Below are 12,525 nucleotides of genomic sequence, written 5' to 3'. Positions count from 1 at the left end.
TGATCGGTTAGAATAGAGATATGCGAAGAGCAAAGATTGTATGTACTTTAGGCCCCGCTGTGGGTAGCAAAGAGCGAATTGTTGAACTCGTTAAAGCTGGAATGAATGTGGCGCGTATTAATGCGTCGCATGGTTCCCATGCTGAGCACGAAGAGCGAATCAATTGGGTTCGTGAAGCTGCTGCAGAGCTTGACACGCCTGTAGCGGTGCTTGTGGATCTCCAAGGTCCGAAGATTCGCCTTGGTAATTTCGCTGAAGGTCCAGTATTGCTTCAAAATGGCGATATTTTTACTATTACTACTGAAGACGTTCCAGGCGATAAAGATTTAGTCTCTACCACCCACAAGGGACTTCCAGGAGATTGCCATCCGGGCGATACTATTTTGATCGACGACGGTAAAGTCCAGGTTCGCGTTGTTGACGTAGATGGTCCACGCGTACGCACTGAAGTCGTTGTTGGCGGTACTGTTTCGGATCACAAGGGTGTTAATCTCCCCGGTGTAGCGGTTTCTGTTCCGGCACTGTCGGAAAAGGATAAGCTTGACCTGGAATGGGGTCTCGAATACGGCTGTGATCTCGTTGCACTTTCGTTTGTGCGCTCTCCAGAAGACGCCGCCGACGTGCACGCTGTGATGGACAAAGTTGGACGTCGAGTTCCTGTGATTGCAAAGATCGAAAAGCCACAGGCAGTTACTGTGCTTGAAGATCTTGTCCAGGTTTTCGATGGATTTATGATCGCCCGCGGCGATTTGGGTGTGGAACTTCCACTCCAGCAAGTTCCTATTGTGCAGAAGCGCGCAATTGCTATCGCACGTCGTCATGCAAAGCCAGTTATTGTGGCTACGCAGGTGCTCGAATCAATGATCAACGCTCCAACTCCAACTCGCGCTGAGACTTCCGATTGTGCGAACGCAATTCTCGACGGTGCCGACGCGGTTATGCTTTCGGGCGAAACATCGGTTGGTAAGTACCCAATCCGTTGTGTTGAAACAATGGCATCGATTATCGAGTTCACCGAAGAGCATGGACTCGAATCCATTCCAAAGATTGGTAACCTTCATCGCACCCGCAACGGCGTCATGACCCGATCTGCAATGGATATCGGTGAGGCCTTGGGCGTTAAGTACCTTTCAGTATTTACTTCGTCGGGTCAAACCGCTCGCCGCATGGCTCGACTACGTGCGCGTATTCCACTTTTGGTGTTTACACCAAACGAAGATATCCGCCAACAGCTCGCTTTGACATGGGGTGTGCAGTCGGTACTGGTTCCACCTGTTAAGCACACAGATGATATGGTTGACCAAGTGGATCACTCTTTGCGTGAGCTCGGTCTCGCAGTAGACGGTGATCGTGTCGTGATTATTTGTGGCATGCCACCTGGGCAAGTTGGCTCCACAAATACGATTCGAATTCATAAGATGGGTGAAACGTTTACTAATCTCAACTAACTTTGTGAGATTTGTGACGAAAACACTGGTCAAATGAAATTGAAGCTGGGCGATTAGATATATAAACTTTGATTGTCCAGTCACGCTCCTGTGGTGGAATTGGTAGACACACTGCACTCAAAATGCAGCGCCCACAAAGCGTGCGGGTTCGAGTCCCGCCGGGAGCACTGTAAATCCGGATATCAACGGAATGTCCGTTCGATATCCGGATTTGCGTTTCACCGTACGTAAACCAGATGCCGAAGGAGGCAAACAATGGCAGTTGAAGATAGCCAAGCACAAGACGCCATTTCTGGTGCAGAATTCGAGAAAATCGAAGATACAACGGATCGTCCGTCAATTCGTGTGCTCGTGGTGGAAGACGAAACTTTAATCCGACTCGATATTGTTGAAACATTGTCAGATGCCGGATACAACATCGTCGGCGAGGGAAGCAATGGCGATGAAGCCATCAAACTTGCTGCAGAACTAGAGCCTGAACTCATCGTTATGGACGTCAAGATGCCTGGCACCGATGGCATCACAGCAGCTGAACGCATTCTGTCAGAACGCCACTGCGCCGTCGTCATGCTCACAGCTTTCTCACAAAAAGATCTGGTTGACCGTGCTCGCGATGCTGGAGCAATGGCATACGTTGTTAAGCCTTTTACCCCAGCAGATCTGCTCCCGGCAGTCGAAATTGCCATTTCACGTAGCCAAGAGATTGCCGCCCTCGAATCTGAGGTAGCTTCTTTGACCGAGCAGTTTGAAACTCGCAAGCGTGTTGATCGCGCCAAGGGTCTCTTGCAAGACAAGATGGGACTCACCGAGCCTGAGGCATTCCGGTGGATTCAAAAGACTTCTATGGATCGACGTCTCACTATGCGCGAAGTAGCTGATGCAGTTATTGAGCAGGTAGGCGACTGAGAGATTTTTCCAATGCTGGCTACAGCATCGGATTGAGGCATATTTTTCGATAGACTCATATCGTGAACTCGAATAATTTGCTCCTGATTGACGGCCACTCAATGGCATTCCGCTCGTTTTATGCACTTCCTCCTGAGTCATTTCGCACGGCTTCGGGCACATATACTAATGCCGTCCACGGTTTTTTTAACACCTTGCTGAGGCTGGTCAAAGACTACAACCCAAGCCATGTGGTAGTTGCTTTTGATTTGCCAGGCGGCACATTCCGTACCCGCGATTTCGCCGAGTACAAAGGTGGACGCAAAGCGACACCGGAGGAGTTCAAAGGGCAAATTTCGATCATTCAAGAGCTCCTCGATACCATCGGAATCTCCTGGTTAACTGTCGAGGACTACGAAGCTGACGACATCGTGGCAACGCTGGCGACAATTGGTGCCAAGCGCGGAATGAAAGTTTTTATTGCGTCGGGCGATAAAGACTCCTACCAGCTAGTAAACGACGATATTACAGTGCTTTATCCGATGCCGCGATCACAGATGCTGGTTATGACTCCAGAAGTGGTGCAAGAACGGACCCAAGTTTCGCCACAACGTTACTCAGATCTTGCTGCTTTGGTTGGCGAAGGAGCCGATAATATTCCTGGCGTGCCAGGCGTCGGCCCAAAGACGGCAGTGAAATGGCTTGAGCAGTACGGCGATTTAGAAGGCGTCCTTGATCACGCCGCTGATATCAAGGGCAAAGTAGGTGAGTCACTACGCGCGCACCTCGACCAAGTACGTTTGAATCGCAAGTTGAATGAACTCGTGCGCGATTTGCCCATTGGTGAGAGCTTTGACGATTTCGTACCGCACGGTGTGGACAGGCGTAGCTTTCACGAGCTGTGCGACGTACTTGATTTCTCTTCGGTGCGCGATCGTGTGCTGAGTGAATTTCCAAATCGAGCATCCGTTGATGAGGATACCGATTTCGATTCGGTAGCGATCCGTACCACCCGAACTGCTATGGCATACGACGGCGATTTGGTGCAGTTTCTTTCCAAAGACGCTTTTTTCATCGGAATGTATGTGGAAGGCCAGTTCTCACCGGGCCAAGGCAATGTACATAAGTTTGCATTATCGCGTGCCGATGGCACCGCAATTTCTCGTGAGCTTTCGACTCTCAACAGCGAAGAAACAGCCGCACTTGCACAATGGCTGGCAGATGAGAGCATGAAAAAGATTGTTCACAGTGGCAAGGCCGCAGCTCATGCTTGGCTAGGCGCTGGATTTACGCTCGCTGGTGTCGAAAGCGACACTGAATTGCAGGCGTATTTGCTCCACCCTGATCAGCGGAAATACGATTTTGTAGAACTTGTGCAGCGTTATCTTTCACTTGATCTCGACGCCGATTCTGACGACTCGCTTGGCATCACTATGGATGGTCTGCTCGCAAGCGATAACCTCATCCAATACGCAGCTGCAGTTATGGATCTCGCCGATGTTTTCGCCCAAGCGATCGAAAAACAGGGCATGTCTGGCGATCTTTTAACACTCGAACTTGAGGTGTCGCGCGTACTATTTGCGATGGAGAATCGTGGCATAAGCGTCGATCAGCAACGTTTAGCGCAGCTCATTAGCGAATTTGCACATCGAGTTGACGAAGCGGTGCAGCGCGCACATATGGCTGTTGGCGATTTCGAGGTTAATTTATCAAGCCCGAAGCAATTGCAGGCATTGCTTTTTGACCGGCTCAATTTACCTAAAACAAAAAAGACGAAATCGGGTTACACAACTAACGCCGATGCCCTCGCAGAGTTGCTGGTTAAAATCGCGAGCAGGGAAGACGATGATGCCCTCATGGGCAAAGCATTTCTCGGCGCTCTACTTACCCATCGTGATGCAATTAAGCTCTTACAATCGGTTGAGGGACTACAGAAGTCCGTACAAGACGATGGGCGTATCCACACCACTTACCAGCAAACGGTAGCGGCAACAGGTCGGTTGTCGTCTACCGAACCTAATCTTCAAAATATTCATGCTCGCACCGAGGAAGGCTTGCAGATCCGCGAAGTTTTTGTGCCTGGTGAGGGCTTCGATTCGCTAATGACTGCTGATTACTCACAAATTGAAATGCGCCTCATGGCTCATTTATCGGGGGATGCGGCGTTGATCGAAGCCTTCAACGCCGGCGCTGATTTACATAACTACGTGGCAAGCCGGGTGTTTAACGTTTCTGAAGACGATGTCACCGCCCAGCAACGTTCGAAGATCAAGGCGATGAGCTATGGTCTGGTCTACGGATTGTCTGCCTATGGATTGTCTGCCCAACTCGGCGTATCAGTTCCGGAAGCAGCGCGACTCATGGACGGTTACTTTAGTAGGTTCGGTAAGGTCAAGGAATACCTTGACACGGTGGTTGATTCGGCTCGCAAGCTGGGCTACACCGAAACTATCCGTGGCCGGCGTCGTTACCTCCCAGAACTTACCTCAAGTAACCGAAAGTTGCGTGAGGCAGCCGAACGAATGGCACTTAATGCACCCATTCAAGGTTCTGCTGCTGACCTCATCAAGGTTGCCATGCTTGACGTTGAACAAGCGCTCAATGAAGCAGGCTTAAAATCGCGTGTACTCTTGCAAGTTCACGACGAACTCGTGCTCGAGATTGTCGATACTGAGCGTGAACTGGTCGAGCAGATTGTACGTGAAAAGATGGGGGATGCTGAAGAGCTTTTGGTGCCACTGTCTGTAGGTATCGGCGTGGGGAAGAACTGGCGTTTTGCAGCTCACTGATTTTTGATCGCGCGAACAATCAAAGTGCCAGGAATAAACGCTGAGCGTTCTGGACCCCATCCACCCCATACGACATTTCTCCCGAGCGGCCACTGCGGCTCAATCAGTTCTGCAATGCTAAATCCGCAGGCCGTAAGGGAGTTTATGTGGTCAGCAAAGGTGTGATGAAATTCGGCATATTCCAATTCGCCCCGTGAGTTCCGTTCAATGTACGGCTCTGTTCCGAAGTACGACGCCGTGACGGACATCCCTCGCCGGGTGGGATCGTCTGGGAACATCCAGCGAATTGGATGCATTGCCGAATACACCCACGCGCCTCCGGGTTTGAGTACGCGGCGCACCTCGTTATGCACAGTTTCGAGGTCCTCCACAAAGGGGATCACTCCAAAGGCGGTGAAGACGACGTCGAACACTTCCGCATCGAACGGTAGCTTGCGTGCATCAGCTTGCACCAAACGGAAATCGTGACCATATCGGGTGTTGATTTTCTGGGCATTTGCGAGCATGGTATCGGACAAATCTGAAGCAGTGACGTCATAGCCGAGAGTGTGAAGATAACGAGAGCATTGGGCAGCGCCTGCTCCGATTTCGAGTATCTTAGCCTTTTTGAGCTCCTTAGCGGTGCCAAGCAAATTGAGATCAGCTTCGCGGATGCCTTCTGGTCCCCAGATAAAATCGGCATCTCCGAGTATTTCTCCATGCTCATCGAGGTATTGCGCTGCATTTGCGTTCCACCAGGCACGATTCGACGTTACTGGATCGTCGTCGTGACTTAAAGGCATTCGTCCTGCTGAAAACATCGTCTCTCTTCCATCGTCAATTACGGCTACGTGCTTACGTGTAATGGCCGACATCGTTCCGTCGGATTAACGCGATTACTTTCAAAGGCACAGATGTGGCGCACTGATCACTACACTAGCAATCTAAGCTTGCTTTTCGGTATATTTTCGCCCTAAACTTGTATATTGGTGTGCCGGAGTTATATCCACACACCATTGTCCGAATTCAAATCTAGTTTTATCCGTAACGGAGTCACCAACTCTATGACCGCTAATATTTCATCCTCCACGTTCCCGGAGGTAGCTATCAACGACATCGGCACCAAAGAAGATCTTATTGCCGCTGTTGACGAAACAATCAAGTACTTCAACGACGGGGACATCGTCGAGGGTACCGTAGTCAAGGTCGATCGAGACGAAGTTCTTCTCGATATCGGCTACAAGACCGAAGGTGTTATTCCTTCGAAGGAACTTTCCATCAAGCATGACATCGATCCAGAGGACGTCGTCAAAGTTGGTGACAAGGTAGAAGCACTCGTAACGCAGAAGGAAGACAAAGAAGGTCGCCTGATGCTTTCGAAGAAGCGCGCACAGTACGAGCGTGCTTGGACCGAAATCGAGGGCGTTAAGGAAGCAGACGGTGTTGTTACCGGCACCGTTATTGAAGTTGTTAAGGGCGGTCTCATTCTTGACATCGGTCTTCGCGGCTTCCTCCCAGCTTCGCTTGTTGAAATGCGTCGTGTGCGCGATCTGCAGCCTTACATTGGCAAGCAGATTGAAGCCAAGATCATTGAGCTCGATAAGAACCGCAACAACGTGGTTCTCTCGCGTCGCGCATTCCTTGAGCACACCCAGTCTGAAGTTCGTTCCCACTTCCTCAACACCCTGCAGAAGGGCCAAGTTCGCGAAGGCGTTATTTCGTCGATCGTCAACTTCGGTGCATTCGTTGATCTTGGTGGCGTAGACGGTCTCGTTCACGTTTCTGAGCTCTCGTGGAAGCACATCGATCACCCATCAGAGGTTGTTGAAGTTGGAACGCCAGTAACGGTTGAAGTTCTCGATGTTGATTTCGACCGCGAGCGTGTTTCGCTTTCGCTCAAGGCTACCCAAGAGGATCCTTGGCAGACCTTTGCTCGTACCCACGCTATCGGCCAAGTTGTGCCAGGCAAGGTTACGAAGCTCGTACCATTCGGTGCTTTTGTTCGCGTTGAAGATGGCATCGAAGGCCTCGTTCACATCTCAGAGCTTGCTCAGCGTCACGTTGAGTTGCCAGAGCAGGTTGTGAAGGTAAATGACGATGCATTCGTCAAGGTTATCGACATCGACCTCGAGCGTCGTCGTATTTCGCTCTCGCTTAAGCAGGCGAATGAAGGCGTGGACCCAACTTCTGAAGACTTCGATCCATCGCTTTACGGCATGGCTGCTGAGTACGACGAAGAGGGCAACTACAAGTACCCAGAAGGTTTCGATCCAGAAACCAACGAGTGGATGGAAGGCTACGAAGCCAACCAAGCTGCTTGGGAGAATGAGTACGCACAGGCAGAAGCACGTTGGCAGGCACACAAGTCGCAGGTTGCTAAGGCACTCGAAGCAGATGCAAACGCAGCTGCCGAAGCTCCAGCTCCTGCTGCTGAAGAAGAGCCAGCACCAGCATCTTACTCCTCGGGTAACGATGCATCGGGCACGCTCGCTTCCGACGAAGCACTTGCAGCATTGCGTGAAAAGCTGACTGGTAACTGAACAGTTTAAGCTCTAGTGTGGGGGCGAGATCTTAGGATCTCGCCCCCACACTTTTATTATCCGCCATTTCGCGCTGAGCTTGATTCGTTATTAGTTAGGCATCCCTAAGTATTGATAAGCTGTGGTTATGCACGAAATTTTTGGAAAGACGAAGAAAAAGCACGAATTAAAAGCTCGTCGGGGAGTAGTTACTCATATTGAGCATATTGACGATGCCTTCGTCAGAGTCCGAATTGAGGGCGACGATCTTGCGGATCTACCTGCGCAGGGACCTTCCGATCATTTTAAGCTCGTCTTGCCGCACACTGCCGGTGAGCAGGTTGAATACGATCCAGAGACTCATAAACTTGGCTCGCGGGAAATTTTCCGCGACCTCACTGCAATGAGATTGTTGCCAGCGGGAATAGAGATCGATATAGCCAAACATGCAGATGGAGAACTCGCACAATGGTTAACGCGCATTTCTTCTGGTAGCGCTAACAACGCTGCTCAGCAATCCTCAGAAGTGTTGCTCCTAGGACCTAAGAGTTCCATAATTTTGCCGCCGGTTAAGCGAATTCTTATCGCCGTCGATCATAGCGCATTTCCTGCCTTGACCCGCTGGCTTGATTGTCTCGACGACGACGCCCACATCGACGTCGTACTCATCACCACATGGAATGGCGTAGAGAAGTACTTCCGCAAACACTGGAACCGCGACAACGTAACTTTCCATATCATTGAGCCGGATTACAGCGGTGAAACCTTATTACACCAAATAAAATCCATCCCTCTAGAAATCGATCAGTATGTATGGCTTGCGGGTGAAGCGAGTACATTCATTCCAGTGCGTCAATGGTTGCGCAACGATTCTGGCATACCAAAAGAGAATATGAAGATTGACGGATATTGGAAACATGGTGTGGCGGGGCGTTCACATCATGATCCGATTGATCCAAACGAACCAGAACTCGGATAAAATGCATTAATATAATGGCATGCGCGTTTTAATTACAGGCTTTGGAGTATTTGCCAATAATACTGAGAACCCAACTGAAACTCTTATTACGAGCATTTCTGAAATGAACGACCCAGCTCTGGTACTCGGCGTTGACGACGTAGCGCATACGAGGCCATGCGCAATTGACGTCGAAATTTTACCCGTCGAATACCGAGCTGCTCGGGAGCGATTGGAACAGCTCGGCGCTTATGATCTCCATGTTGCACTCGGTCTTGCAGCGGATCGCACCAAGATCACAATTGAGCGTTTCGCAATAAATAAACAAGATTCTCGTACTGCGGATATGAGCGGACATATTGCCCGCAATGAATCTATCGACGACGGTGCTCTAGCACTCGAAACCTCATTCGACGTGCCTGCACTAGTTGAGGCAGCACGCCAAGCTGGTTTCGATGTTGAGGAGTCACTATCTGCTGGGCTTTATGTATGTAATACGGTGTACTATACCGCTTTGCAGGTATCACGCTCGGCGGTATTTGTTCATATCCCGTCACCGGAGTATTCATCGCTAGAAACTAATCTCGATTTCATTCGATGGATCGTGCGCAAACTGCTGAGCGAAATTTTCTGAACCAGTGCTTAGGAAGCATTTACACGAACACTATGTTTTGGCAACCGTGTGTTACCGTACTTGGGGAGGTGTTCGATGTTAGTGCTGGCTTTGACTGGCGGTATAGCTGCTGGGAAATCTTATTTTGCCCGTGCGTTGGCGGACCGCGGCGCGCAAATTATCGACTACGACGTTCTGGCTAGACGTGCGGTGGAACCGGGCTCGCCGGCATTAAATCAGATTATTGAGACGTGGGGGAGCGACGTTCTTTCTCCCAGTGGCACACTCAATCGGCAGCGCCTCGCGCAAATAGTATTTTCCTCACCCCACGATTTGTCAAAGCTCAACGCAATCACTCATCCATATATTGGCAAACTAGCCCGTGAAGCAGAGCAAGCAACATACGAACGCAACCCGAACGGCGTCGTCGTACACGATATTCCGCTACTCAAAGGAAGCGACGTTGAGATGCGCGCACACGGAATTGTCGTTATCGATGCCCGTGAAGAAGTTCGCGTCGAACGTATGATACGCGAGCGTTCCATGAGCGAAGACGACGCGCGCTCACGTATCGCAAGGCAACTCCCAGCACACGAATTGCACGCTAGCGCCGATGTAATCGTGGACAATACACAGCCGAAAGATACCGACGCAGTAGTGTCCTGGCTTTGGGATCACTGGATCAATCCTTTTACCAAAAATCTCGCTTGCCAAGAAAAACTTCCGTACGCGCCAGCCTCACGTCCCGATGCCATTAAGCTAGTTGCTAATACTGCCCATATACAACGTAAGCTACACAATCTCGGCATATCGTGCGATCTTGCCGAGAGCAATACTTCTATTTTAGAACCAGTACAACCATTGCCCACCGATTACAAAATTCGGCTACACACAGCTGGATTCGTGCCGGTAGGCGAGCATTTCGAAATCGCAAATCCAGCTAACCATTTGAGTATTTGGTTAAATAGCAAATAGAACAAGTTTAAGCAGCGATGAGTCTGTCCAGAACTGCCAAGTCATGAGTGCGCGGTTTTTAACAGCAAGAGAGTAGATAACTGATGAGACCAGTGTCCGATATTGTGCGCAGCGATGCGAAATTCGAAGTCGTATCAGAATACACGCCTTCGGGTGATCAGCCTCAGGCTATCAAGGAACTTACCGAACGGATCAACGCTGGTGAGAAGGACATCGTCCTGCTCGGTGCCACAGGCACCGGAAAGTCGGCAACTACCGCCTGGCTCATTGAGCAAATACAACGTCCTACGCTGATCTTGGAGCCAAACAAAACTCTCGCGGCACAAATGGCAGCGGAATTTCGCGAGTTACTACCGAATAACGCAGTCGAGTATTTCGTCTCGTACTACGACTACTACCAGCCAGAAGCCTATGTGCCGCAAACCGATACATTCATTGAAAAAGACTCGTCGATCAATGATGAAGTTGAGCGTTTGCGCCATTCCGCCACTAATTCCTTGCTCACGCGGCGCGATACGGTGGTTGTTGCTTCGGTGTCCTGCATCTATGGTCTAGGTACGCCGCAAGAATACGTTGATCGTATGGTACGCCTCGAAGTCGGACAAGAAATTGAGCGCGATGAACTACTCAAGAAATTCGTTACCATGCAATACACTCGCAACGATCTCGCTTTTACGCGCGGCACATTCCGAGTGCGCGGCGATACCGTTGAGATTATCCCCGTGTATGAGGAATTGGCAGTGCGAATTGAGTTTTTTGGCGACGAGATCGACTCATTATCTTATCTTCATCCGCTCACGGGTGACGTTATTGAAAATACCGATCACGCGCATGTATTTCCGGCTTCTCATTATGTTGCGGGTCCTGAACGCATGGCGCGCGCGATTGGCACAATCGAAGACGAGCTCGCAAAACGTCTACACGACCTTCGCGAAGACAACAAACTTCTTGAGGCACAACGCTTAGAAATGCGCACTACATACGACATCGAAATGATGCGCAACCTTGGCACCTGCGCAGGTATCGAAAATTACTCGCGGCATATTGACGGGCGTGCACAAGGCACTCCGCCTAATACCTTATTGGACTACTTCCCCGAAGATTTCGTGCTCATCATCGATGAATCACATGTGACTGTTCCACAGATTGGCGCGATGTATGAGGGGGATATGTCCCGTAAGCGTACGCTGGTAGATTATGGATTCCGCCTGCCCTCAGCTATGGACAACCGCCCGCTTAAATGGACGGAGTTTCTTGAGAGAATCGGGCAAACAGTATATCTGTCGGCAACTCCTGGAAAGTATGAGCTTGAGCAGTCCGATGGTTTCGTAGAACAAATCATTCGTCCAACTGGCCTGGTAGACCCTGAGATTATCGTCAAATCTACCCAAGGTCAGATCGACGATCTGCTTGAGGAAGTTCGTCTGCGCGTCGAGCGCGATGAGCGTGTGCTCGTTACTACGCTGACGAAGAAAATGGCAGAAGATCTTACTGAGTATCTCGCCGAGCGCGGGGTGCGGGTGGAGTACCTTCATTCCGACGTCGATACCTTGCGGCGCGTAGAACTCTTGCGCGAGCTTCGGCTAGGCAAATTTGACGTGCTCGTAGGCATCAACTTGCTCCGTGAAGGTCTCGATTTGCCCGAAGTCTCGCTCGTGGCAATTCTCGACGCCGATAAACAAGGTTTCCTGCGTTCTACCACCTCACTTATCCAGACGATCGGTCGTGCCGCTCGAAACGTATCTGGTCAAGTACATATGTACGCCGACACAATCACGCCGAATATGCAAGAAGCTATCGACGAAACAAACCGTCGTCGAGAAAAACAAATCGCATACAACACCGAACGGGGCATCGATCCGCAACCACTGCGAAAGAAGATCGCAGACGTTACCGATATGTTGGCTCGCGAAGACATCGACACGAAAGACCTCCTCGAAGGCGGTTATCGACGCGAGAAAGCAAAGACTGCTGCCAATAGCGGTGACGGGCGCGAGATAGCGGAGCTCCTTGACGAACTCACCGCACAAATGCACGAAGCTGCCGAACATCTACAATTCGAACTCGCAGCTCGCCTGCGAGATGAAATTAATGACGTTAAAAAAGAGCTGCGCAAGATTCAAGGAAACTAACTCATTTAAGGATCTATAAGCACCGAATTTCCGCGATTTTCTTCGGGCGTGGTTATTATCATTGCTCTCAATGAAGAACCAAAGCCCTTCCTTCGCTAGAATGTATCGAGGAGGGGAGTATTCCCACGAAATATCGGCTCGTCAGTACGATGATAAGAATCATCCGGGTCGAGGCCCTCGCTTGGCGGGAAGAGACCTCCGGTATTTGTTTTACCAGTACCGGAAAG

The 12,525-nt window shown here is 50.3% G+C and carries 9 protein-coding genes and 1 tRNA gene; 9 read left to right on the top strand and 1 reads right to left on the bottom strand.

Annotated features, from left to right (window positions below):
- Positions 1–20: 20 nt before the first annotated feature.
- From pyk to polA, 4 genes are all read left to right on the top strand, one after another.
- The gene (gene pyk / locus EZJ44_RS03480; protein WP_131280134.1) at positions 21–1,448 is read left to right on the top strand and encodes a pyruvate kinase; all 1,428 of its coding nucleotides are present in this window, start codon (positions 21–23) and stop codon (positions 1,446–1,448) included.
- A gap of 84 nt (positions 1,449–1,532) precedes the next feature.
- Positions 1,533–1,615 (top strand) — tRNA-Leu (locus EZJ44_RS03475).
- Positions 1,616–1,703: 88 nt separating this feature from the next.
- Complete coding sequence (locus EZJ44_RS03470) at positions 1,704–2,354, top strand: ANTAR domain-containing response regulator (RefSeq protein WP_131280131.1); 651 nt, start codon at positions 1,704–1,706, stop codon at positions 2,352–2,354.
- Between the two features lie 62 nt (positions 2,355–2,416).
- On the top strand, positions 2,417–5,122 hold the full coding sequence (gene polA / locus EZJ44_RS03465) for a DNA polymerase I (protein WP_131280128.1): 2,706 nt from the start codon (positions 2,417–2,419) through the stop codon (positions 5,120–5,122).
- Here the strand turns inward: polA and EZJ44_RS03460 are convergent.
- Complete coding sequence (locus EZJ44_RS03460; protein WP_241658569.1) at positions 5,116–5,976, bottom strand: class I SAM-dependent methyltransferase; 861 nt, start codon at positions 5,974–5,976, stop codon at positions 5,116–5,118. The two genes, polA and EZJ44_RS03460, sit on opposite strands and share 7 nt — an antisense overlap.
- A 189-nt stretch (positions 5,977–6,165) precedes the next feature.
- On the opposite strand from EZJ44_RS03460, the gene rpsA reads away from it, so the two are divergent.
- The 5 genes from rpsA (at position 6,166) to uvrB (ending at position 12,298) form a co-directional block, all read left to right on the top strand.
- Positions 6,166–7,641, top strand: coding sequence for a 30S ribosomal protein S1 (gene rpsA, locus EZJ44_RS03455; protein ID WP_131280125.1), 1,476 nt, complete (start codon positions 6,166–6,168; stop codon positions 7,639–7,641).
- A gap of 127 nt (positions 7,642–7,768) precedes the next feature.
- Positions 7,769–8,599, top strand: coding sequence for a siderophore-interacting protein (locus tag EZJ44_RS03450; RefSeq protein ID WP_131280122.1), 831 nt, complete (start codon positions 7,769–7,771; stop codon positions 8,597–8,599).
- 19 nt (positions 8,600–8,618) lie between these two features.
- Entirely contained in the window at positions 8,619–9,212 is a 594-nt protein-coding gene (locus EZJ44_RS03445; protein ID WP_131280120.1) for a pyroglutamyl-peptidase I, read from the top strand.
- An 81-nt stretch (positions 9,213–9,293) separates the two neighbouring features.
- A complete protein-coding gene (gene coaE, locus EZJ44_RS03440; protein ID WP_165496095.1) occupies positions 9,294–10,166 on the top strand; it encodes a dephospho-CoA kinase in 873 nt (290 codons plus the stop codon).
- Between the two features lie 83 nt (positions 10,167–10,249).
- Positions 10,250–12,298: an excinuclease ABC subunit UvrB gene (uvrB, locus tag EZJ44_RS03435; RefSeq protein ID WP_131280114.1), complete on the top strand. Its 2,049-nt coding sequence runs from the start codon at positions 10,250–10,252 to the stop codon at positions 12,296–12,298.
- Positions 12,299–12,525: the final 227 nt, after the last annotated feature.

It is taken from the genome of Arcanobacterium bovis (assembly GCF_004331995.1).
Taxonomy (GTDB): Bacteria; Actinomycetota; Actinomycetes; order Actinomycetales; family Actinomycetaceae; genus Arcanobacterium_A; species Arcanobacterium_A bovis.
This window is presented reverse-complemented; position numbering and strand designations above follow the sequence as displayed.

What these genes read in the sequence shown, in the direction of transcription:
- pyk (WP_131280134.1), top strand. Translation starts at nt 21, where the DNA reads ATGCGAAGAGCAAAGATTGTATGTACTTTAGGCCCCGCTGTGGGTAGC.
- EZJ44_RS03470 (WP_131280131.1), top strand. Translation starts at nt 1,704, where the DNA reads ATGGCAGTTGAAGATAGCCAAGCACAAGACGCCATTTCTGGTGCAGAA.
- EZJ44_RS03460 (WP_241658569.1), bottom strand. Translation starts at nt 5,976, where the DNA reads ATGTCGGCCATTACACGTAAGCACGTAGCCGTAATTGACGATGGAAGA.
- rpsA (WP_131280125.1), top strand. Translation starts at nt 6,166, where the DNA reads ATGACCGCTAATATTTCATCCTCCACGTTCCCGGAGGTAGCTATCAAC.
- EZJ44_RS03450 (WP_131280122.1), top strand. Translation starts at nt 7,769, where the DNA reads ATGCACGAAATTTTTGGAAAGACGAAGAAAAAGCACGAATTAAAAGCT.
- EZJ44_RS03445 (WP_131280120.1), top strand. Translation starts at nt 8,619, where the DNA reads ATGCGCGTTTTAATTACAGGCTTTGGAGTATTTGCCAATAATACTGAG.
- uvrB (WP_131280114.1), top strand. Translation starts at nt 10,250, where the DNA reads ATGAGACCAGTGTCCGATATTGTGCGCAGCGATGCGAAATTCGAAGTC.